We start from the raw sequence: 22,209 nt of genomic DNA on the forward strand, positions 1-22,209 counted from the left end.
CACCGCTAATCCGCCGGCCAGGCGAATTCCACCTTTCGGCTGCCCGGATCGGCGGTAATGAGCGAGACCACGGTGGCCGCGCCCACCGGTGGAGCCCCCACGCAGGAGGAAATGACCGGAGGTTCCTCCACAAAGATGCGGCTGGTAGCTTGCTCCTGGTTCGCCGAGAGCACCACTGCTGGGAAGTTGTGCCCTACCCAGGGTGCTAACACCGTGGCTTCTGTCAGGTCCAGGACCGCCCGGTCGACCTGGGAGGCCAGACCACCGCTGGACTGCATGGCCTCCAGCACTTCTTGCTCCTTGTCGGTGACCCAGGCGGGAACGTCAGTACCGGCTGCGATGGAAAGGCAGTGCTCCGTGGCAAAGCGATCGATGAGGCGGCGCAACGGGGCGGTCACGTGTGCGTAGTAGCCACCGACCCCGGCGTGCACGGTAGCTTCCTCCGTGCCCACCCGCGCGTAGCCTGAACCTCGCAGCAAGCTCTGGGCTTCACGCATCACGGCCATTCCCCGAGGCTGCGTGGCATCGACTCGCTGCAGGAGTGCGGGCACGCTCTCACCCTCCTGCAGGGCGTACCCCAGTGCCTGCGCCTTGAGTCGGAAATCGGCGAGTGCGTCCTGCGTCGCAGGTTTCAAGGTGCGCACCAGCCCGTGGCCCGCCTCCGTCATCATCTGTCCTGCCACCATGCCCGTGAGCAGCGAGATCTCGGAGTTATCGTCCATCACCTGGTGGCGGGGTTCGATGACCAGCTCAAAGCGCCCATCGTCGGTGCGGCTGACCCGCTGAGAGGGCAAGCGCAGGTTGATTGCCTCGCGTCGCAAAGCCGTCGCCGCGCGGGCCGCACCTACCTTGTCCAGCAGCTGAATCGACGGATGCACCGTGCCCTGCTCACGGTCACGCTGCACGCCGTCGTAGTCCAAGCGCGCTCGCGAGCGCACGAGAGCTCGCTCGACGTGGAACCCGGTGACCTCACCGGCAGAATCCAGGTCGATCGTCCATAGCACTGCTGGTCGGTCTACGCCCTCAAGCAGGGAGGCCCGGTCCTCGGAAATGACTGGCGGGTGCAGGCGCGCTGGCTCGTCGGGAAGATAGATCGTTTGGCCCCGCCGCAGCGATTCTGCCTCCACCTGTCCCCCAGGTTCGACCCAGGCGGCCACGTCCGCAATGGCGTAGTACACGCGAAAACCCTCGCCGCGCGCCTCGATGAGCACGGCCTGGTCCAGGTCCTTGGACCCGGGTGGATCAATGGTGACCAGCTCCAATTCCCGGGCGTCGCGACGCTGATCAGCACACCGGTCGGTGCTGGCTTCAGCCTCCTGGAGCACGGGCTCGGGGAAGGTCGTGGGCACGGAAAATTCCTCGGCAATGGCCCGGAAATCAAGGTCGGCTGCGTAGAGCTTCATAAGCGCCCATCTTTGCAGAGAAAGGGCGAACGAGCCGGCCTGTAAGCCGGATTCTGTCTCCACCTGCCTCGACGAATGGGGCAGGTGGCGGCGACCATCCATCTGGACGCACCATTGCTGGGCGCCTCAAGCAGCTACCTTCAGACTCGGGCGAGCAGCCCTCAAGCGTCTGAGCGGGCCCGCAGTGTGCGGGCCGTGATGCCTTGCTCCCAGTGGGGTTTACCTGGCCGAGGCAGTCACCTGCCTCGCCGGTGCGCTCTTACCGCACCCTTTCACCCTTACCTCGCACCCGAAGGCACGCGGCGGTCTACTCTCTGTTGCACTTTCCCTCGGGTTGCCCCGGGTTGCCGTTAGCAACCACCGTGCTCTGTGGAGTCCGGACTTTCCTCGACCCTCGCCCACCCACATAGCGCAGGCAGTTCAAGGAGGCCGCGGCCGCCCGGCCGGCTCGTTCGCAAGTGCATATCCTAGCGCTCGCTAGGTGCAAAAAGGTAGTCACACACTTAGTTGCTTGACCGAGCCCGTCGTGCCAGCGTGGGATGCATGAGCGACTCCTCCCCCACTCCCGCCATCTCGCCTCGCCGTCCGTCCCCTCTGGGCGGGCGACGCCCCACCCGCGAGGAGCTGAGCCAGTTTGAGAATGCAGGAATAGATGACGTCCTGGGAGATAGCGCTCGGCTGCTCATCGTGGGAATCAATCCCGGGCTATGGACGGCCGCGGTCAACGCACCCTTTGCCCACCCAGGTAACCGCTTCTGGCCCTCCTTAGAGGCCGCCGGAATCATGCCGCACCGAGTCGATGCCTCCCGGGGACTGAGCGAGGAGGATGCGCGCCTGTTCGTGGGCCGTGGCCTGGGCCTGACCAACCTGGTCAATCGTGCCACCGCCCGCGCCAGCGAACTCTCCACGGCGGAGCTTGTCAAAGGCCGCCGTCATCTCGAAAACGTTGCGCGAGCTGTGCAGCCCAAGGTCATCGCGGTCCTGGGAATCACTGCCTACCGCGCGGCCTTCGACGATAAGAAGGCCGCGCTGGGCAAGCAGGACATCACCATCGAAGGTGCGCAGGTGTGGGCCCTTCCCCAACCCAGCGGGCTCAACGCCCATGCCCCGCTCCCCGTGCTTGCTGAATGGTGGCGCACAGTCGCCGAGATCGCGCTATAGGTGCGCCGTGTCGTTGATCGCGCGCACCTGCGCGGGCACGATCGCTCCGGTTCCCAGAACATCGACGACGCTTATCGACGCCACGTCCAGCACAATCCGCGGATACACCGATTCGTTGCCCCCGAGCGCGTGCGCCAGGACAGCCTTGATGGGGGTGACGTGGCTGACTACCACAACGGTCTTGCCGCGGTATTCCTCCACGATCCGGTTTAGCGCTCGGCCAACGCGTGCGTGCACCTCGGCGAATGATTCCCCGCCTGGTGCGGGTGAACTGGGATCACGCAACCACGTGCCGTGTTGGGCACCCAGTTTGTCCTCGGCCTCCTCGAAGGTCAGCCCCTCGGCGTCCCCGAAGTCACACTCGATGAAGGCCTTGTTCACCTGAGCCTGCAAGCCCAGGAGTCCAGCCAACTTTTCGGCAGTGTGCTGGCAGCGCGACAACGGGGAGGTCAGCACCGCGGCTATGTTGTCCATGCCTGCTACTGCCTTGGCCGTGGCAACGGACTGGGTCGTTCCCAGCTCCGTCAGCTGAGCGTCGCGATGCCCGGCGTAGCGGCGCTGCGCAGAAAGATCAGTCTGACCGTGGCGGACCAGAACGATCCGAGTGGGCGGGCTATCGGATCCGCTCCACCAGGCACTCGACGTAGCCGAGGGCTTCTCCTCCGCCGGGGGTTCCGCCTCATCTTCAGACTCAGTCTTGGCAGCGGGCGCTGAGGGAAGCGTGGACTTGCTCTTCACGATCCCCGTGGGAGCACCTGCAGCCGATGCATCCATGGCCACATTGGAGAGCGCGTCGGCGTCCTTGTTCTTGGCGCGAGGCACCCAGGTGAAGCTGACATCGTCGAAAAGCGACATGAGCTTGCGCGCCTCCACGGCCAACTTCTGCATGTCCGGGTGCTTAATCTTCCAACGCCCGGTCATCTGCTCCACCACGAGCTTGGAGTCGAGGAAAACGTCCACCTGGCTAGCCCCGAGATCGCGGGCGGCCTTGAGCCCCTCGATAAGACCACGGTATTCGGCGACGTTGTTGGTGGTCTTTTCCTTAAAGGCGTAGACGATGCTGGCCAGGCGCTGCTTGCTCACCGCATCGAGAACGACCGCGCCCGATCCAGCAACGCCCGGGTTTCCGCGCGAACCGCCGTCGGCATAGAGAAATACCCGCATTTAGCTGGTCTTACGCACGAGGTAGGTGCCGCAGTTGGGGCACTCTGGCACTTCATTCTCCGGGGCACGGTTGATGGCGGAGCGATCCGCGCTGGGTAGAGCAATGAAGCATCCCACGCAGCTGCGCCCGTTGAACAGGGCGGCGCCGGTATCGGCCTCCTTCTTGCGCTCGTCATAATCAGCGAGCACGTCGGCGGGCAGCTGCGCACGCAGGGCGTCAATTTTCTCCTGCGGATCCTCAGGGGGCTGTGCCTCGTTGGCTGCCTCGGCCGCCCGGCGCGCTACCTCGACCTGGCGTGTTAGCTCGTCGACACGCGCACCGTGCACGTCGCGGTTGTTGCGCAGCGCGTGGATCTCGTTGTGCGCTTCCTTCAGCTCGTTGAGCAGGTCATTGATACGCGACTTGGTGTTGTAGCGATCGCGCTCCAGGTCCTTGCGCAGCTCCGGATCGGTGGTTGCCGACAGCTGCTCGCGATCATCGCGCTCGCGACGCTTGAGCTTGCGCTCGTCCTCCTGGATGCGCAGGATCTCGGCCTCCATGTCATCGACCGCCAGCTGCGCCGAGCCGGCGGCCTCGCGCATGCGCTTGAGTTCCTGCTCCAGACGCGCCAGCTCCTCCTGCTCCGCGGTCGCCTTAGGGGCCGTTTGCCCGGCCTCCACGGCGCGCTCGGCGAGTGCCAGTTCCAGCAAGATCGATTGCAGGTGCTTCTCCAGGATCATGGTTACTTTTCTACCTTGTCGGGATGGGTGGACAGTACCCACGGGTCAGTTCGCAGGTCGATGATGTGTGTGGGCAGACCGGTCTCCCGGTGAACGATCTCACTGGCCTGCTCCGTCCACGGGAACTCGGTGGCCCAGTGAGCGGCATCGATCACCGCTGGACCCCCTGCACGCAGGTACTCATCGACCGGGTGATGCCTAAGGTCAGAGGTCACGTAGGCGTCCACCCCGAGGCCACGCACCGCGTCCAGGAAGCTATCTCCTGCGCCCGAGGAGACCGCCACCTTAGAAATCACCGCGTCCGGGTCTCCGGCCGCGCGCACACCCCAGGCAGTTTCGGGCAGGACGTTAGCCACGTGCTGGGTGAACTCTCGCAGGCTCATGGGTTCAGGCAGCGTGCCGATTCTGCCCAGTCCAGGCGCATTCTCCAGATCCTCTGCCTGGGCCAGTTCCACCACGTCGAATGCGGGTTCCTCATACGGATGCTGGGCCTTCAGCGCCTCCGTGATCTGCTCACGCTTGGAACGCGGGGCAACAAACTGGATTCGAAGCTCCTGAGCGCGGTGCACCTGGCCCAGGCTCCCCTCCGTCGGGTTTGCCCCCTCAACCGGCATGAATTGGCCCTGCCCGGTGAGGTCAAAGGAGCACTGTTCGTAGTTTCCGATGGTGCCAGCTCCCGCGTCAAACAGCGCCTTCTTGAGGTCCTGCGCATCGCTCGGAGGGACGTGTACGCCCCAGAGGTCGACGGCGTCGGGCTTGACGACGGGTTTGATCGGCCGCCCGGCCGTAATACCTACGAGCTCGGCCAGCTTGTCGTTGACACCCGGACGTGCGGAATCGGCGTTGGTGTGTGCAGCGAACAGGGCGCAGCCGCCCGTGATCAAGGTGTGCACAACCCTGCCCTTGGGAGTATTCGCGGCCACTGAGGTGACACCCCGCATGAGCAGCGGGTGGTGGACCACCAGCATTTGGGCACCTGCGGCCACCGCTGCCTCTGCAACCTCCTGGGTGCAGTCCAGGGCAAACGCCACCTTGGTGACCTCGGCCTTCGGGTCTCCGCACACCAAGCCAACCGCGTCCCAACTCTCGGCCAGGTGCGGTGGATAGGCGGCTTCTAGGGTTTGTACGACATCCTCGACTGTGGTCATAGGCATTCAGTGTAGAAGCAGCAGTGCGCACGCGAGGTGCCATCTTGGGTACAACTGGAGGGCATGCACCACAACCCGGATTGCTTAAGCACCCAGCCAGTGCCCGAGGGTCGCCGCATCGTGTTTCTCGACGTCGACGGCACCCTCATCGACTCATTTCCGGGGATCCGCGAGGGCTACCTGCAAGCCCTGGACTCCGTCGGAGTCGCACACCCCGACGAGGAGTTCATTCGCCGTATCCCGGGGCCACCCATGGAGGTCACCCTGCGCAATAGCGGTCTGAACGAGCAGCAGGTAACCGAGGCGTTTGGCGCCTACATGGACTACACCCGCTCCGGTCAAGCTCCGCGCGCTACGGCGTTCCCGGGCGTCGAGAAGCTATTGTCCCAGTGGAAGCGCGAAGGGTTGTACCTGTCCACCGCCACGAGCAAAGGTGAGCACTTTGCCCGTCTCACGTTGGAGGAGCTCGGGTTGCTGCAGCACCTGGACTTCCTGGCCGCTGCCACGGAAGATGGGCCCCGACGCGATAAGGCCTCCGTCATCGACTACGCGCTTAGCAGTCTCGGCCTGACAGATCGCACCGGTGACATCCTCATGGTGGGAGATCGACTGCACGACGTTGAGGGGGCCCGCGCCCATGGCTTATCGACGTGCATCGTCACCTGGGGATACGGCGCCCCTGAAGAATGGGAGCACGCGGACTTTGTTGCCCACTCCCCTGAAGAACTAGCGAGGATCGTTCATGAATTCACCAGTTAAGCCGCACATCGACTTCGTCTGCACCGGAAATATCTGCCGGTCCCCGATGGCCGCGGTGATCGTTCAGCACTACCTCGACGAGGCTGGAGTGGACGCGAAGGTGACCTCCAGCGGAATGGGTGGTTGGCACGTGGGCAACAGGGCCGACGAACGTGCTCTTAAGGAGCTGATAGACCACGGATACGATGGCTCCGCACACCGCGCCCGCCAGGTAGACGGCGAGACGCTGGATGCCGATCTCATCGTCGCTTTGGCCACGAACCATCGCTCGGAGCTCATCGCCCAGGGAGCAGACCCCGCCAAGGTGCGACTGCTGCGCGACTTCGACCCGGAAGCCGGGGAGAATGCTTCCGTGGAGGATCCGTACTACGGAGGCCCGGAGGGCTTTAGCCTTACCCGCGAACAGATCGAGGCCGCTGCGCAGGGCATTGTGGATTGGGTCCGCCAGCAGGATTAGGCTTAATACCTATTGTGAGTGAATCTGCAGCCGGTCAACGCACCCCACCGATGTGGCGGAAGTTTCTCACGCCCGGGTGGTTTTTCCTCCTGTTGTTCGTGGTGCTGTTTTCTTACTTCTCCTTCACCTTCTTTGCTCCCTGGCAGCTGGGTAAGAACGAGCGCATCATCGAGCGCAATCACCAGATCGAGCAGGCTTTTTCCTCCGACCCGGTAGATGTGTCCTCGGTTGTCCCCTTTGAAGAATCTGACCAGTGGACGCGCGTTTCTCTTACCGGCCACTTCGTCCCCGATGACGAGGTTGTGCTGCGTCTGCGCCCCGTCGGGGGATCTCCGGCATTCCAGGCGCTCACCCCGTTCCAGGTCAATGGCGGCCCGCTCGTCCTAGTCAATCGCGGATTCGTGCCAGCGGCCCCGGGCGACGAACTTCCCGACATTGCCCCTGCCCCTACCAACGAAGTGACCACGGTGGGCATGGTCCAGCTCGACGAGCGACCGAGTGACCGCGAGCCACTGCTTAGCCAGGGCAACCCGCAGGTCTACGCCATCAACTCCGAGCAGATCGGGCAGCTAACTTCAACCGACCTTGAGGGCGGATACGTGCAGCTCAACGCAGATCAGCCCGGGGTGCTCAATCCCATTCCGATTCCCCAGCTCGAGCGCGGTAATCACCTCAGCTACGGCTTGCAGTGGCTAGCCTTTGGATTCCTGGCCCCGGCGGGTTTGCTCTACTTCGTCTTCAACGAGTTCCGCGAGCGTCGTCGCGTGCGCGAGGAAGAAGAACAGCTCGATGCGCAAGGCGTGGAGCCTGTCGAAGAGCCCTCTCAGGAACCCGTGGTCCACCGTTCCCGGAGCGTGCGCGACCGCTATGGGGACGCGAAGCCCGACTACTACGCCAAGCGGATCAAGCGCGAACGCGAGCGCTGAATTAGCCTAGAGAACCATGGGCCTTTGGCAACGACTGTTCAGCAGCGAAAAGACCGGAGCGCATCACGCTCCTAGCTCCACCGACGAGTCCACCACTGCGCAAACGAACCACAGTGAAGAGGCAGAGTCCTCGTTGGGGGAGGTCATTCGCGCCACGCCGGCAGTGAAGATGCCTGGGTTTTCTCAACCGCCGAAGACTCCCACCAAGCCACAGGGGCCCCGCCATGCAGCCGCAGCTTCTGCCGGGTCCACGCGCGTTAATCGATCCGACATCCCAGAACCGACCTCTGAAGGTGCTGAGGACGCCAAGGATGCCCGTGTGCTTTTCGACGCCTTGGCACGGCTGGCAGGTATGGGTCTCACCCCAGTTCACGAGGTCACCCTCGCGTCGATCGCTGACCGCACGGCTTTTCGCAGCCAGCCCCTGCATTACCTACTCCAGCAGCGCTCTGGCGCCCGGTTGCTCTTCGGGCCAGGTTACTTCCGAAATGGCGCCCAGCCTCGTACGACCGTTGAGTCCTTGGTCGACTTCGCGCGCGAAGTTGGAGAAACCGCAGGAGTACCGGATGCCCATGCTGTCGCGATGCTTGATGCCGGTTCCCACCGCTCGGGAACCATTTCGCTGCGGTCCCGCTACTCTGCCTCGGACGTAGGCTTCACCCTCGACCCGCACATCGGGGACCCAGAGGCAGAAACACGCATAGCCACTGTCTACGCACCACGGGATCGCCGGGTTTTGGTGCTGGAGCGCTCGGGTGGTGAAAGCCCCATCTACTGGGTGAAGAAGGATGCGCGGACCGGCGGGCTCGAAGGCAATCTCGCTGAAAGCTAACCTCCCCTAATCGGCGGTTTCTTCCAGCTCCAGTTGTGGGTCGTCTGCGCGAGCTTGTTCGTAAACCTCCTTAGCGGCAGTGACATTGATCGCGGCGATGATGAGCCCCACGACGATGTCAGGCCACACGCTGAACCAGAAGACGGTCACCACTCCGGCGGCCAATATCAGGATGTTGGCCAGGACGTCGTTACGCGCCGCTAGCCATGCACCGCGCACCAGAGTTACCTCTGCGCTGCGCAGACGCATCAAAAGCGCCGCGCTAGCTACGTTGATCGCCATCGCAAACACCGCCACTGCGGAAAGCGACCACGGTTCCGGCGGCTGACCCGAGAAGATCTTCCAGACCACGGTGCCGAATGCGGCGAGAGCCGGGATCAAGATCAATCCGGCCAGTCCGATGCTGGCTTTTCGACGACTCGTGACCGACCACCCCAATGCCGTCAACACCAAAAGGTTGATGAGGGTATCTTCCAGAAAATCGGCGGCATCAGCGAATAAGGACGCAGAGCCGATCACGGTTGCGCTCACCAACTCGACGACAAATCCCAGCAGGTTCAGGCAGGCCACCACGGCGACAATACGGCGCGCGCGGGAGTTCAAAGTCGTCGAGCTAAACACCACCCCAGCCTAAACCGGACCGCCAAAATTGGAATGCTCTCGCGGGTGGGGCATCTCGTCATTCACGTTCGTGAATAGGCCTTGGCAAATCCCGGTGAACTCGTGCGCACATTCCACGCATGGCAACGGTGCGGTCTATATTCTTACGCATGCTATCTTCCCTAGGGCTATCCGGACTTCTCGACGCCGGAACTCTCCTACAAAGTTTTGGATCCTGGATCCTTGCCGGCTTGGGCCTGGTTATTTTCATCGAATCCGGAGTGCTCTTCCCCTTCCTTCCTGGGGACTCGCTCCTGGTCACCGCGGCTATCTTGCGCGGAGAGCTCGGGGTCTCCGTGTGGCAGATCTTGCTCGTTGCAGGAATCGCGGCGATCGCTGGTGACCAGGTCGGCTTCTGGCTCGGCCGCCGCTTTGGCCGCAAGCTGTTTAAGCCGAACGCGCGGATCTTGAAGACCCGTCACCTGGAGGAGGCCGAAACCTTCTTCCACCGATGGGGTCCGCTGGCCCTCGTTCTGGGGCGCTTTGTCCCCATTGTGCGCACCTATGTTCCCCTGGCTGCCGGCACCGCGGCCATGAACTACCGCTCGTTTTTGATGTGGAACGTGTTGGGCGCGCTCGGATGGGTCGTCTCCATGACCATGGTGGGCGTGCTCCTCGGGCACATCCCCGGCATCGCGCATCGGATCGATGCCATCATGCTGGTTGTGGTCGGTATCTCTGTGCTTCCGATCATCATCTCTGCAGCGAACAAGTACTTCAAGAGCCGCGGTGCAGCGCAGCAGGCCTAGGTTTTAGCGCTTCCCACCGGCCGCGACGTACCCCGCAGCGCCGGTGAACAGCCCAATGAAGGCTAAACCGATTGCCCAGCCCCGCGACAGCGACAGCATCAACGCCACGCAACTAGCTGCGTACGCCAGAGCTGCGGCAAGAAACCACCACACGGCGACTGGAGATTTCTCCTTGACCAGCGGGTGGCTAGTCTTCTCCCGACCAGCAGACGGAATTGCGCTGGCGCACAGGATCGTCGCGCAGACCATCAAGGCGATCGGAAACCACAGACTTCCCATGCCGCTCACCTTAACCACTTCAACCAGGTGCCGGCGGGCAACAATGCAGTGCGGGCAAGCGCAAGTTCGGCCTTGGGTGCACTGCCAAGTTGCCATGGGCAGTCGAACCCGGGCTTACCCCTCCGCAGACAACGCGCGAAGCGGCACCCCCTACTGAGTGGAGGTGCCGCTTGAGTGGTGCGCTCCGACGGGATCGAACCGCCGACCTACTGGGTGTAAACCAGTTGCTCTTCCAGCTGAGCTAGGAGCGCAGGCACCGCATTGTTCTTGCGGTGTAGGACAAAAGCGTAGCACGCCCTACAACTAGGGCGCACATTGCCCCTTACTTTTTGGCGGATCCGCTGGGAACCAGGCAAGCGCCCTGGAAGTCACCGAAGCGGTCAGACTTGGTTTGGGTCAGGCCTGCCAGCTGCGCAGATTCGTTGATCTCGCCCGGGGCGATGCCGCCCTCGGTGCCGGTGGCTGGGGTGAGCAACCAGATGCGTCCATTGGAGTCGAGGTTGCGGACGGCGTCGACAAGCCCATCCACGAGATCCCCGTCGGAGCTGCGCCACCACACCAGGACTACGTCGCACAGTTCATCCGTGTCGTCGTCCAGCAGCTCTTCCCCGATGACGTCCTCGACGGCCTCCGAAAGGGCTGCGTCGCAATCGTCGTCCCAGCCAAGTTCCTGAACCACCATGTCAGGCTGGATCCCCAAGCGCGAGACCCATTCCTTGACCGAGTCGTCGTTTCCGGCGACCGGAGCGTTCACCACAGTGCTATTCCTCCTCAAGTTCTTCCAATAGACTCCCCCAGCTTACAAGGATTGTGCGTGCTTTCCTTGGTCAACCACCGGTTCACAGCCAATCGCGATTTCCTTATAGGGGTGGATGCACCCATTCGACGAGGCGATGGCTACCCAAAGTGGCCAAACAAAGTATCATCGGCAAACAGTTATGCGCGCAGATCTTCTCGAGCTTTGACCAGCTAGATGCAGCACGCGCATAAGCTCCAGCAACGTGATACCAACAGGAGGAATCACATGGCCGATGGCCTAGAAACTCAGCGAGACGACTCGAATTTCCCGCTCATCCGCGACGGCGTGGCATCGTACCTGCACGACTCGGATCCGGAGGAGACCCGCGAGTGGATGGACTCCCTCGACGGCCTTCTGGAATCCACCAGCCCGGAGCGTGCACGCTTCCTCATGCTGCACTTGCTGGAGCGCGCCACCGCCAAGCGCGTGCCGCTTCCCCCGTTGACCTCGACGGACTTTGTCAACACCATCCCCACCGACATGGAACCAGAGTTCCCGGGTGATGAGGAGATCGAGAAGCGCTACCGTCGCTGGATGCGCTGGAACGCCGCCGTCATGGTGCACCGCGCACAGCGCCCCGAGATCGGCGTGGGCGGCCACATCTCCACCTATGCTTCCGCTGCCCCGCTGTACGAGGTGGGCATGAACCACTTCTTCCGCGGCAAGGACCACCCTGGCGGCGGTGACCAGATCTTCTTCCAGGGCCACGCCTCCCCGGGCATGTACGCCCGCGCGTACCTGGAGGGCCGCCTGGACGAGGACGACCTGGACGGCTTCCGTCAGGAGGTCTCCCGCGGCGAGGGCAACGGCATGCCCTCTTACCCGCACCCGCGTGGCATGCGCGACTTCTGGGAGTTCCCCACCGTGTCCATGGGCATCGGCCCGATGAACGCCATCTACCAGGCTCGCTTTAACAAGTACCTGGCAGATCGCGGCATCAAGGACACCAGTGAGCAGCACGTCTGGGCATTCCTGGGCGACGGCGAGATGGACGAGGCCGAGTCCCGCGGCCTGATCCAGATGGGCCCGCTCTACGGCCTGGACAACCTCACCTTTGTGGTCAACTGCAACCTGCAGCGCCTTGATGGCCCCGTGCGCGGCAACTCCCAGATCATCCAGGAGCTGGAGTCGTTCTTCCGCGGCGCGGGCTGGAACGTGATCAAGGTTGTGTGGGGCCGCGAGTGGGATGCTCTGCTGGAGAAGGACACCGAGGGTGCCCTGGTTGAGCTGATGAACAACACGCCCGACGGCGACTACCAGACCTTCAAGGCCAACGACGGTGCCTACGTGCGCGAGCACTTCTTCGGCCGCGACGAGCGCACCAAGAAGCTCGTCGAGGACATGACTGACGACGAGATCTGGGCTCTGCGTCGCGGTGGCCACGACTACCGCAAGGTCTACGCCGCCTACAAGCGCGCGATGGAGACCAAGAACGGCGCTCCCACCGTCATCCTCGCCCACACCATCAAGGGCTACGGCCTGGGCCACAACTTCGAGGGTCGCAACGCGACCCACCAGATGAAGAAGTTGACGCTGGAGGACCTCAAGCAGTTCCGCAACAAGCAGGACATCCCCTTCACCGACGAGGACCTGGAGAAGGATCCCTACCTGCCGCCGTACTACCACCCCGGCAAGGACGCCAAGGAGATCAAGTACCTCCTCGAGCGCCGCAAGGAGCTGGGTGGCTTCCTGCCGGAGCGTCGTGAGCAGTACACCCCGTTGTCGGTTCCTGAGCTGGCCAAGCTCAAGAGCGTGCGCAAGGGTTCCGGTAAGCAGCAGGTGGCCACGACCATGGCCCTGGTGCGTACCTTCAAGGAGCTCATGCGCGACAAGGAGCTGGGCAAGCGCATCGTCCCGATCATCCCGGACGAGGCTCGCACCTTCGGCATGGACTCCTGGTTCCCGACGCTGAAGATCTACAACCCGCACGGCCAGAACTACCAGCCGGTGGACCACGATCTGATGCTGTCTTACCGCGAGGCCACCGACGGCCAGATCCTCCACGAGGGCATCAACGAGGACGGCTCCACGGCCTCCTTCATCGCGGCCGCTACCTCCTACGCCACGCACGGCGAGGCCATGGTTCCGCTGTACATCTTCTACTCGATGTTCGGCTTCCAGCGCACCGGTGACGTGATCTGGGCTGCTGCCGACCAGCTTTCCCGTGGCTTCCTCATTGGCGCCACCGCTGGTCGCACCACCCTGACCGGCGAGGGTCTGCAGCACATGGACGGCCACTCCCCGATCCTGGCTTCGACCAACCCGGCAGTCATCTCCTACGACCCGGCATTCGCCTACGAGGTCGCCCACCTCATCCGCGAGGGCATCGATCGCATGTACGGCGAGGGTCGCGGTGAGGACGTCATCTACTACCTAACCGTGTACAACGAGCCCGTCCCGCAGCCGGCCGAGCCTGAGGACCTGGACGTCGAGGGCCTGCACAAGGGCATCTACCTGTTCTCCCGTGGTGAGCAGGGTTCGGAGGACAAGCAGGTCTCGCTGCTGGCTTCCGGCGTAGGCATGCAGTGGGCGCTGAAGGCCCAGGAGATGCTCGCGGAGCAGTACGACGTTCGTGCGCACGTCTACTCCGTGACTTCGTGGACCGAACTGGCTCGCGATGGACGTCGTTACGCCGACGAGTCCCTGCGCAACCCGGGCGCAGATGTGGAAGAGCCGTTTGCCACCAAGCAGCTCAAGCAGACGCCCGGCCCCTACGTGGCCACGAGCGACTTCGCCTCTGATCTGCACGAGTCGATCCGCCCGGTCGTTCCGGGTGAGTACATCACCCTGGGTGCTGATGGCTTCGGCTTCGCAGACACGCGTCCGGCTGCTCGTCGTTACTTCAACATCGACGCCGAGTCTCTCGTTGTCGCCAGCCTCCTCGGCCTGGCGCGCGAGGGCAAGATTGACATGTCGGTGGCGTCCGAGGCAGCCAAGGAGCTGCACATCGACGACCCGACAAAGGCCTAGGTAGCCTGCCGCTAACGGGCGCTTGATCCTTCCACTGAGGGGTCAGGTGCCCGTTTTCACTGCGCAGCCCTTGAAAATGCCGCTACCCTGAGGTGCATGGGCATCGATGAGAACACGGTCTTCAATGCTGATCGGAAGCGCGCGCTTCGCTGCGCTCAGGAGGCTCTTGACGACGCCCTCATCGACCTCGATGATTTCGAAGAATTCACCGCCGCGATCAACGCTGCGGACAGCCGAGGAGAGCTGGAGATCATCGAACGTAGGCTCCTCAGTTTCCGGGCGCCCGCACCTTCCGGGTCGTCTATGGCACCCGGGACACCAGCACCCCTTACACCGCTGCCTGCGCAGGCCGACAGCCAAACCGGTTTCCTCAGCCCTATTAAGCGTTCTGGCCATTGGGTGGTCCAGGACGGTTCTACGTTCTCCACGTACTTCGATGACATTCGCCTAGATCTTCGCCAGGCACAACCGTCCCATCCGCACGTCCGGCTTCAACTGACAACGGTATGCGGTTCCATTCGACTCATCGTGGCGGAGGGGGTGAACGTGGTGAACCGAATCTCAGTCAATCTCGGCACACCCAAGATCAACCTCGCCCCGCCAACGTCCGGCGCTGCCACTGTCGAGCTGACCGGGTGGGTGGCACTCGGAGACTTGCGGATTATTTCACTAGCGCCGGGCCAGAAACCCCCGTTTGGTTTCAATTGGGTGTGATTAGGCGAGCGGCTCGGTAAGGTCCCTCAGCTCGGCGTATTGTGCGACAGCCTCCGCGCTTACTCGGTGCTTGTGCTCCGCCTCCAGCACCGTTTCCTGGAAACGCTGCCACTGCGGAGGCTCATCCCTGCTGCTAAGGGCCCAGGCCGCCTGGCGCGCAGCGCCGATTGCTACATATTCCCCAGCTTCGGGCACGACCACCTCGCCCGAGAAGATATGCGGCGCGAGTGCTCGTACCGCGGCGGATCGTGCTCCGCCGCCGATGAGCAGAATTCGACGGGTAGGGACGCCGGTCGTGCTCTCCAACTTGGACACTGCATCTTTGAGCGAGAACAAGATCCCCTCGACGAACGACCGGGCACATTGTTCCCGGCTCGTTGCCGACGTCAAGCCCGAGAGAACACCCGTCGCATGTGGCCTGTTCGGAGTTCGCTCCCCGTCAAGGTACGGCAGCAAAACCGGAGCCTGCCCTTCAGCGCTCAGTGCCATACGGGCGAACTCGTCATTGTCGACGCCCAATAGACGGGCACCGAGCTCTAGGACTCGGGCCCCATTAAGAGTGCAAGCAAGTGGCAGGTAACGACCGGTAGCATCGCAGAAACCATTGATTGATCCCGACGCATCTGCAACCGGGTTGCCTACGACAGCGCTCGCCACACCGGATGTCCCAAGCGAAACGCACACCTCCCCAGGTTTGAGGTCCAGCCCAAGAGCTGCCGCCATGTTGTCCCCGGTACCGGCAGCAATCTGCGTTTCGCCGATGCTTCCCACCAACTCATTGGGCTCAGCAATCCGAGGAAGGCGAACTGCATGCTTGAGGAACTGTTCAGCGAGTTCAGGTTCGAACCGGCGGCTCGTTGGGTTGTAGTACCCAGTACCTGAAGCATCTCCGTGGTCGGTGGTGAGTTCTTTTCTGCCGCCAAGTTCGAATGTAAGAAAGTCGTGAGGCAGAGCTACCTGGGCGACACGCTCTGCGTTTTCCGGTTCATTCTCCGCTAACCATCGCAGCTTTGTCCCGGTTATCGAGGCCACGAACACGCTTCCTGTGCGACGCGCACAGTCCAGCGGCCCACCGAGTTCATCGATGAGTTGCGATGCTTGGGGTGCAGACGACGTGTCGTTCCACAGCATGGCATTCCGCACTGGCTCACTTTCGTGGTCCAAGGTGACCATCCCGTGTTGCTGGCCGGCAATCGAAACCGCATCGGCGCGCTCCAGAAGTCCGTCGGTGGCACTTCGCAGAGCCTCGATCCAGGCCCGGGGATCGACTTGTGTCCCCTGCGGATGGGGAGCTCGCTGCTCTTTAATAACCTCCCCAGATTCAGCGTCTACCAAGACGGCCTTGCAGGATTGAGTGGAAGAGTCAATGCCGAGAACAGTGGTCATGGTGCTTCCCCTTTACGTGGCGTTAGAGGTGGGCGGGAACGTGAACGGCCATAGGCGCAGGAGCTTCGACTAGATGAATCCGAGCTCCAGACTCCTCAACCATCTCACGTGCTCGCGTAGAAAGGTGCTCGTCAACCACAATGTCGTCAAAGTCCGACAGCGCAGCCACCATCTCCATTCCTGGCCCGGAAAACTTTGAAGAATCGGTTACCAACACTCGTCGCTCCCCCACCCGAATACAGGCCCGTTTGGTTGCCGCCGCCGAATCGTCTGGGTGATACAGCTTGCCGGATCGGATACTCGTGGTGGACACGAATGAGATGTCTGAGCTGAGCTTTTCCAAATGCTCGATGGCCGCCGCTCCCAGGAAGGAGTCGGTCGCACTCACATACCGCCCTCCGACACCGACCACTGCGCCTACGGGGAGAGAGCGGCCGACCTGCACGAGTAGCGCCAGAGAGTGCGTGATCATGCCGGCTGCGTGACGTCCTGGGAGATGAGCAGCCATGGCAGACACGGTGGTGGAGTCGTCTAGCGCCACCGTCATACCCGGCTCGATAAGTTGCGCAGCGCGCACCGCTAAGAGGTTCTTGGTGGTTACATTGGCCCGCCGCCGAATCTCTACATCTCGCTCGGCATCTTCGCTCAGCCCAAAGCCGCCTAGTCCGGACGTCTGACCAGGAGCTAGTCGGGCGCCACCCCGGAAGCGCTCGACCACCCCGGCGGACTCTAATGCGTCTAGATCTCGGTGCATTGTCATATGGGATACCCCACAGATTTCGGCGATCTCGGAGACTTGGCCTTCCCCACGCGCTTGCAACCACTGCACCACGAATTGCCTGCGCTGGTCCGGCCCGTGAAGAGCGTGGGCCTCGCTGTCGGGTGTGAACATGCTCGAAGCATAACACTCCCATTAACACCGAAATGTTAAAACATGTTGACTATGACCACACTTTTGTTAAATAGTGTTAAAAGCAATGTGACTCAGCACAAAGGACACCTTTCATGAGCGCTAGACCTCTTGCGGCAGAACCGACTGGTTCTTCCTGGGCCCACCGTCTCGGCATCCCCACCCCACTGGCGTGGGGATTCATCGGACTAACAATCTTTATGATCGGCGACGGGGTGGAAACCAACATCCTGGAGCCTTTCCTCTCCACCGACCACGGCTTTAGCGTCAGCCTGGCCGGGACCCTAGTCACCGTGTATGGCGTCGCCGTTGCCATTGCAGCATTCTTCGCCGCTGCCCTCTCGGACCTATGGGGCCCGCGCAAAGTGATGGCGCTCGGTGCAGCAATATGGATCATCTTTGAGATCGTCTTGCTTGCTATCGCTCTCCCCTCTGACAGCCGTGCTCTCATCTTTCTTAGTTACGGCATCCGCGGATTCGGCTACCCGTTGTTCGCCTACGCCTTCCTGGTCTGGATCACGGCGGTGTCTCCTGCTGACCGCCTAGCGACCTCAGTCGGATGGTTCTATGTGGCGTTCTCCGCGGGTCTGCCCACCTTGGGTGCCCTCACCGCGACCGTTTCCATGAACCTGATCGGACTGGGTTTCTACTCGACGCTGTGGGTTTCCCTCGCGTTGGTCATCATCGGCGCAGCGTGTGCGCTTGTGGGTGTACGCGAGCGCATCGGTCGCGCTCCGCTGGTCAGCGACGCATCGGATGTAACCGCCACCCTCGGCGCTGGTTTACGGCTGTTTCTCACTGATCGTAGAGCTCGGTTTGTTACCTACATCCGCACGATCAATTCGATCCCTACCTACGCTATGGCGATCTTCTTCCCGAGTTACTTCACCGACGACCTGGGGTGGCCGCTGGCCTGGTTTTTGATCCTTACCTCCGTGATTTACGCGGTGAATCTTCCCTTCAACCCCCTCAACGGACAGCTGGGCGACCGTTTTGGGTGGCGTCGATCCATGTTCTGGGCGGGCTCCATGTTCTGCGCCGTCACTGTTGCCCTGGTCTATGCCCTGCCGCTCATCCTGACCAAAGCCGGCGTAGCTGACGGCATAGCCTTCGCCATCACTCTGGTTGCTGGTGCTCTGTTCGGCATTGCTCTGGCAGGTTTCGTCCCTCTATCCCCGATTGCAGTAGCGCTGCTGCCCGATCGTCCCGGAGCTGCCATGAGCACCTACAACCTCGGCGTTGGCGCAGCTGTTGCAGCCGGCCCGGCCCTGGTGGCACTCCTGCACCCGCTGGTCGGCGCCACTGGGTTGGTCGTGACCTTTGTGATTCTGTACCTGCTCTCGGGGTTGATGACTCTGGCGTTCAAGGGACTGCAACCTGGCTTCGACGGTGTACCCGTACAAGAGCCGCTCACCAGCGCCCCGTCCCCTCACTAATTACGAACAAGAAAGAGAACCAAGACAATGAAGCTGAACTCAGCCAATCTTGAACAGATCCGCCAATCCGGTGCAGTCGAGGTATTCGACTACGACCGCAGTGCCCTCAAGCCGGGCATCGCACATTTTGGAGTGGGTGGATTCCACCGCGCACATCAGGCTCGTTACCTCGATGAACTCCTGCGTCGGGGCGAAGCCTTCGACTTCGGCATCGTGGGCATCGGTGTCATGCCAAGCGATGTGGCAATGCGGGATGCGCTTGTTTCCCAAGATTGCTTGTACACGCTCGTCGAAAAGCCCGCGCACGGCGAGCCACACGCGCGCGTCATCGGATCGATCGTCGATTACCTTTTCGCACCTGAGGACCCATCGTATGTGGTCCAAACTCTGGCCGGCTCGAACATTCGCATCGTCTCCCTCACCGTCACCGAGGGCGGATACAACTTTGACCAGGTGACGGGCGAGTTCAAGCGTGACACACCAGCCGTGTCAGCTGACATCGATGATCTTCGTGAGGGTCGCCACGACTGCCTTCGTACCTTCTTCGGCTTTATTACGGCGGCGTTGGCCATCCGGCGCGAGCAGGGACAGACCCCATTCACAGTGATGAGCTGTGACAACATTCAGGGCAACGGCGACATGGTCAAGGCCATGCTGCTGGCATTCGCACACGAAGTGGACCCGGATCTAGCGGCGTGGATCGCGGAAAATGTCACCTTCCCCAACTCCATGGTCGACCGCATTACCCCGGAGACAACCGACGAGGATCGGTCTGAGGTTGCCGAGAAGTTCGGAATTGAAGACGCCTGGCCCGTGGTTTCTGAGGACTTCACGCAGTGGGTCATCGAGGATGCATTTGTCGACGCCCGCCCACCCTACGAGCACGTTGGGGTCCAGGTAGTTTCCGATGTCGAGCCCTACGAGCTCATGAAGCTGCGTCTGCTGAATGCCTCCCACCAGGGTCTGGCTTACTTCGGCTACCTCGCCGGGCATCGTCTGGTTCACGACGTCATGGCAGATGAAGCATTCCGAGATTTCCTCTTGCAGTACATGAAGCAAGAGGCCACACCCACGCTCAAGGAGCTACCGGGAGTCGATGTGGAGGCCTACCAGCTTCGTCTCATCGAACGCTTTGGCAATGCAGCCGTGCGCGACACTGTCCCGCGCCTGGCGGCTGAGTCTTCCGACCGCATTCCCAAGTGGTTGGTCCCCGTAGTGCGCGAGAACCTCGCCACTGGCACTCAGGTCACGCTCTCTGCCGCCATCGTCGCAAGCTGGGCGCGCTATGCGGAAGGCGTGGATGAGCAGGGTAACGCCATCGCAATCCGAGACCGACTGGCAGACGAGCTCACCCAAGCAGCGCGCAGGCGGGATAGCGACCCGGTCTCGTTCCTGCGTGACCAGTCGCTGTTCGGCGACTTGGCCGAGGTCGAGGCATTCACCACCCCGTACCTCGACGCCCTTGAGCGGCTCCACCGAGACGGTGCCCAGCGCACCGTCGAGTACCTGGTTCAGGCCACCCGCTCGTAGCCCAAAGAGTTGAGCAAGCGCTCCATGGCTACGTTGACAATCTCCGGTACCTCCAGTGGCAGCATGTGCCCTGCTCCCTGCGCGATCTGCAGGTAACCCTTGGGCCACACTTCTGCCAGGCGACGTGCCTGGGAGACCGGGGTGACCATGTCCTTTTCACCGGAGATGATGTAGCCCGGGACGTCCTGCAGGTACTGGGCGGCTTCGAGTTCCCGGTGGAGGCGGAGGTCGTCGACAAAGCCCAGCAGGGTTTCTGGCGGGGCGTGGGCGATGAGCGAGGCATGGAACTCGATGAGCTCATCATGGGTGTCTCGCATGAAAAAGAATGCGCCGATGATGTGCGGCAAATACCCACTGATGCGGTCGCGCAAAGCCAGGACAGATTCGGGCTTGGTGGCCAGGTGCTCCACGGTCGCCCTTACCGGCCAGGTGTTGAGCACCCTGGTCAATCCTGCCTGTGCCAGCTCTTCGACGGACGTCGACACCTCAACGAGACCCGCCAGACGCACGCGCACATCTTCAGGCGCGCGCCGCACCACGTTCAGCGACACCGGCCCGCCCAGTGAATGCCCAAGAATGATGTAGCGGCCGCGGGGTACGCGCTCCTCGATCACGCAGATGGCATCGTCGGCTGCTTTGTCGATCGTGCACTCGGAAATCGAAACGTTTTCACTATCTCCATGCCCTCTCAAGTCAAGCAGCACTAGTTTGACCTGCGGGAAATGCCGTAGCAGGTAGTCCACCTGCAGGTAAAAGGCTTCCGCCGCCAGCGTGAATCCGTGCACAAAAACTACGGTCAGCTCCGCGTCTTCCGGGCCGTATTCGTAGTAGGCAATCTTTCTCCCGTGGGAGTCCACGAATCCCCGGCGCGCATGTACCAGTTTGTCTTCGCGACGCTCGCGGTACTCGTCGCCGTGGCCGATCGCCAGGAGTCGACGGGCAAACGGAACGGTGCGTAGGGGTACCTCTATTGCGCGCAGAAGTGGAGAACGCGGTTTCATAGTCTTCAGAGCCTACCCAGGCAACGTATTAGGGTGTCATTCATGGAGCTATCCGATGCCATGCAGCAGCAACTCGCGGCCAAATTCGGCGCGTCTGCACCCTCCCAGGACTCCTCAGAGGATGAGAGTGGGGGCGACGTCCGCGCGCGAATCGCTCACTTGATTGCCCGTTTGATTCAGGCCGATCCCACTGAGATCAGCGATTCCGCTACTGCAGATTCTTTAGGTCTAAGTTCTCTGGATCGCATCGAGCTGGGGATTCGGCTGGAGCAGGAGTTCTCTACGCGTTTCGACGAGTCCCTTCTCCACCCGGAAACTACCGTCGCAGACCTTCATCAGCACATCACTTCTGAGGCAGAATAGTCATTATGACCAGCCACATTTCTTACCTCACCGATATGGACGGCGTGCTGATTCGCGAGGGCGACATGATCGAGGGCGCCGACAAGTTCTTGGAGGCCTTGCGCTCCAATGACATCCGTTTCATGGTGCTGACGAACAACTCGATGGCTACCCCACGCGATTTGGCCGCTCGCTTGCTGCGCCAGGGTCTGGACATCGAGCCCGAGCGCATTTGGACGTCGGCGACGGCAACTGCAAAGTTCCTGTCTAACCAGGGAACGGATGGCGGCGTGTACGCCATCGGCGAGGCAGGTCTGACCACAGCGCTTCACGAGGCCGGCTTCATCCTTACCTCCTCCAGCCCGGAGTATGTGGTTCTGGGTGAAACTCGGACGTACTCTTTCGAGGCGATTACGACGGCCATCAACCTCATCAACGAGGGTGCGCGCTTCATCTGCACCAACCCGGATGTAACCGGCCCGGCCCCGCAGGGAGTCCTGCCCGCCACGGGCGCGGTGGCCTCTCTGATTACGGCGGCCACCGGGATGAAGCCGTACTTCGTGGGCAAGCCAAACCCGGTGATGATGCGTACGGCGCTCAATGCAATTGGTGCGCACTCTGAGCGTGCTGTCATGATCGGTGACCGCATGGATACCGACGTCCGCTCCGGCCTCGAAGCTGGAATGCGCACGGTGCTGGTGCGCTCAGGAATCTCGGATGACGCCGAGGTGGAGCGCTACCCATACCGCCCCACCCGAATTGTGGGCTCGGTGGCAGACCTCGCAGATCGCATCCTTGATCCTTTCGAGGATGGGTATTACGACAACCCGGTCGAAGGCGAGCGCAACGGCCAGGAGCGCTAA

22 protein-coding genes, 1 tRNA gene and 1 other RNA gene are annotated in these 22,209 nt (G+C 62.1%); 12 read left to right on the plus strand and 12 right to left on the minus strand.

What is annotated here, in order from left to right; all coding sequences use genetic code 11:
* Window positions 1-5: 5 nt before the first annotated feature.
* Window positions 6-1,403: an RNB domain-containing ribonuclease gene (locus FHE74_RS03690; RefSeq protein ID WP_139465164.1), complete on the minus strand. Its 1,398-nt coding sequence runs from the start codon at window positions 1,401-1,403 to the stop codon at window positions 6-8.
* A gap of 26 nt (window positions 1,404-1,429) precedes the next feature.
* Window positions 1,430-1,854, minus strand: an RNA gene (gene rnpB, locus FHE74_RS03695) — RNase P RNA component class A.
* A 119-nt stretch (window positions 1,855-1,973) separates the two neighbouring features.
* Here rnpB and FHE74_RS03700 point away from each other — a divergent pair.
* Window positions 1,974-2,564, plus strand: coding sequence for a mismatch-specific DNA-glycosylase (locus tag FHE74_RS03700; RefSeq protein ID WP_139465212.1), 591 nt, complete (start codon window positions 1,974-1,976; stop codon window positions 2,562-2,564).
* Here FHE74_RS03700 and FHE74_RS03705 read toward each other — a convergent pair.
* The 3 genes from FHE74_RS03705 to FHE74_RS03715 are packed head-to-tail and all read right to left on the minus strand — an operon-like array spanning window position 2,559 to window position 5,596.
* Window positions 2,559-3,728, minus strand: a complete 1,170-nt coding sequence (locus FHE74_RS03705; protein WP_139465165.1) for a bifunctional RNase H/acid phosphatase — start codon at window positions 3,726-3,728, stop codon at window positions 2,559-2,561. The two genes, FHE74_RS03700 and FHE74_RS03705, sit on opposite strands and share 6 nt — an antisense overlap.
* On the minus strand, window positions 3,729-4,448 hold the full coding sequence (locus FHE74_RS03710) for a zinc ribbon domain-containing protein (protein WP_139465166.1): 720 nt from the start codon (window positions 4,446-4,448) through the stop codon (window positions 3,729-3,731).
* A gap of 2 nt (window positions 4,449-4,450) precedes the next feature.
* A complete protein-coding gene (locus FHE74_RS03715; RefSeq protein ID WP_180339669.1) occupies window positions 4,451-5,596 on the minus strand; it encodes a Nif3-like dinuclear metal center hexameric protein in 1,146 nt (381 codons plus the stop codon).
* A gap of 63 nt (window positions 5,597-5,659) precedes the next feature.
* On the opposite strand from FHE74_RS03715, the gene FHE74_RS03720 reads away from it, so the two are divergent.
* From FHE74_RS03720 to FHE74_RS03735, 4 genes are read left to right on the plus strand one after another with little or no spacing between them, the layout of a single operon-like run.
* Complete coding sequence (locus FHE74_RS03720; RefSeq protein WP_139465168.1) at window positions 5,660-6,355, plus strand: HAD hydrolase-like protein; 696 nt, start codon at window positions 5,660-5,662, stop codon at window positions 6,353-6,355.
* On the plus strand, window positions 6,339-6,812 hold the full coding sequence (locus tag FHE74_RS03725) for a low molecular weight protein-tyrosine-phosphatase (RefSeq protein WP_139465169.1): 474 nt from the start codon (window positions 6,339-6,341) through the stop codon (window positions 6,810-6,812). The genes FHE74_RS03720 and FHE74_RS03725 overlap by 17 nt, the downstream gene beginning before the upstream one ends.
* Before the next feature lie 14 nt (window positions 6,813-6,826).
* A complete protein-coding gene (locus FHE74_RS03730; protein WP_342773731.1) occupies window positions 6,827-7,738 on the plus strand; it encodes an SURF1 family cytochrome oxidase biogenesis protein in 912 nt (303 codons plus the stop codon).
* 16 nt (window positions 7,739-7,754) lie between these two features.
* Window positions 7,755-8,570 (plus strand): hypothetical protein, encoded by an 816-nt coding sequence (locus tag FHE74_RS03735; protein WP_139465170.1) that lies wholly within the window; start codon window positions 7,755-7,757, stop codon window positions 8,568-8,570.
* 6 nt (window positions 8,571-8,576) lie between these two features.
* Here the strand turns inward: FHE74_RS03735 and FHE74_RS03740 are convergent, their stop codons facing one another.
* Window positions 8,577-9,191, minus strand: coding sequence for a cation efflux transmembrane domain-containing protein (locus tag FHE74_RS03740; RefSeq protein WP_139465171.1), 615 nt, complete (start codon window positions 9,189-9,191; stop codon window positions 8,577-8,579).
* Between the two features lie 149 nt (window positions 9,192-9,340).
* Between FHE74_RS03740 and FHE74_RS03745 the strand changes: the two genes are divergently transcribed.
* Window positions 9,341-9,979, plus strand: a complete 639-nt coding sequence (locus FHE74_RS03745; protein ID WP_139465172.1) for a DedA family protein — start codon at window positions 9,341-9,343, stop codon at window positions 9,977-9,979.
* A 3-nt stretch (window positions 9,980-9,982) separates the two neighbouring features.
* On the opposite strand, the gene FHE74_RS03750 is transcribed toward FHE74_RS03745, so the two are convergent.
* From FHE74_RS03750 to FHE74_RS03760, 3 genes are all read right to left on the minus strand, one after another.
* Window positions 9,983-10,258, minus strand: coding sequence for a hypothetical protein (locus FHE74_RS03750; protein WP_139465173.1), 276 nt, complete (start codon window positions 10,256-10,258; stop codon window positions 9,983-9,985).
* A 175-nt stretch (window positions 10,259-10,433) separates the two neighbouring features.
* A tRNA-Val gene (locus tag FHE74_RS03755) sits at window positions 10,434-10,509 on the minus strand.
* A 71-nt stretch (window positions 10,510-10,580) separates the two neighbouring features.
* Window positions 10,581-11,015, minus strand: a complete 435-nt coding sequence (locus FHE74_RS03760) for a DUF3052 domain-containing protein (protein WP_139465174.1) — start codon at window positions 11,013-11,015, stop codon at window positions 10,581-10,583.
* 267 nt (window positions 11,016-11,282) lie between these two features.
* Between FHE74_RS03760 and aceE the strand changes: the two genes are divergently transcribed.
* Window positions 11,283-14,027 carry a pyruvate dehydrogenase (acetyl-transferring), homodimeric type gene (gene aceE / locus FHE74_RS03765; protein WP_139465175.1) on the plus strand — a complete coding sequence of 915 codons (2,745 nt, stop codon included), beginning with the start codon at window positions 11,283-11,285 and terminating at the stop codon, window positions 14,025-14,027.
* Between the two features lie 96 nt (window positions 14,028-14,123).
* A complete protein-coding gene (locus tag FHE74_RS03770) occupies window positions 14,124-14,741 on the plus strand; it encodes a hypothetical protein (protein WP_139465176.1) in 618 nt (205 codons plus the stop codon).
* Here the strand turns inward: FHE74_RS03770 and xylB are convergent, their stop codons facing one another.
* Window positions 14,742-16,127: a xylulokinase gene (xylB, locus tag FHE74_RS03775; protein WP_139465177.1), complete on the minus strand. Its 1,386-nt coding sequence runs from the start codon at window positions 16,125-16,127 to the stop codon at window positions 14,742-14,744.
* Between the two features lie 22 nt (window positions 16,128-16,149).
* Entirely contained in the window at window positions 16,150-17,019 is an 870-nt protein-coding gene (locus FHE74_RS03780) for a DeoR/GlpR family DNA-binding transcription regulator (protein WP_139465178.1), read from the minus strand.
* Window positions 17,020-17,132: 113 nt separating this feature from the next.
* On the opposite strand from FHE74_RS03780, the gene FHE74_RS03785 reads away from it, so the two are divergent.
* Both FHE74_RS03785 and FHE74_RS03790 read left to right on the plus strand, forming a co-directional pair.
* The gene (locus tag FHE74_RS03785) at window positions 17,133-18,473 is read left to right on the plus strand and encodes an RbtT/DalT/CsbX family MFS transporter (protein WP_139465179.1); all 1,341 of its coding nucleotides are present in this window, start codon (window positions 17,133-17,135) and stop codon (window positions 18,471-18,473) included.
* A 27-nt stretch (window positions 18,474-18,500) separates the two neighbouring features.
* Window positions 18,501-20,003 (plus strand): mannitol dehydrogenase family protein, encoded by a 1,503-nt coding sequence (locus tag FHE74_RS03790; RefSeq protein ID WP_139465180.1) that lies wholly within the window; start codon window positions 18,501-18,503, stop codon window positions 20,001-20,003.
* Here FHE74_RS03790 and FHE74_RS03795 read toward each other — a convergent pair.
* Window positions 19,985-21,004, minus strand: coding sequence for an alpha/beta fold hydrolase (locus tag FHE74_RS03795; RefSeq protein WP_139465181.1), 1,020 nt, complete (start codon window positions 21,002-21,004; stop codon window positions 19,985-19,987). The two genes, FHE74_RS03790 and FHE74_RS03795, sit on opposite strands and share 19 nt — an antisense overlap.
* A gap of 42 nt (window positions 21,005-21,046) precedes the next feature.
* Between FHE74_RS03795 and FHE74_RS03800 the strand changes: the two genes are divergently transcribed.
* Window positions 21,047-21,367: an acyl carrier protein gene (locus FHE74_RS03800; protein WP_139465182.1), complete on the plus strand. Its 321-nt coding sequence runs from the start codon at window positions 21,047-21,049 to the stop codon at window positions 21,365-21,367.
* Window positions 21,368-21,372: 5 nt separating this feature from the next.
* Window positions 21,373-22,209, plus strand: a complete 837-nt coding sequence (locus tag FHE74_RS03805; RefSeq protein ID WP_139465183.1) for an HAD-IIA family hydrolase — start codon at window positions 21,373-21,375, stop codon at window positions 22,207-22,209.

The organism is Corynebacterium tapiri, from assembly GCF_006334925.1.
GTDB lineage: Bacteria > Actinomycetota > Actinomycetes > Mycobacteriales > Mycobacteriaceae > Corynebacterium > Corynebacterium tapiri.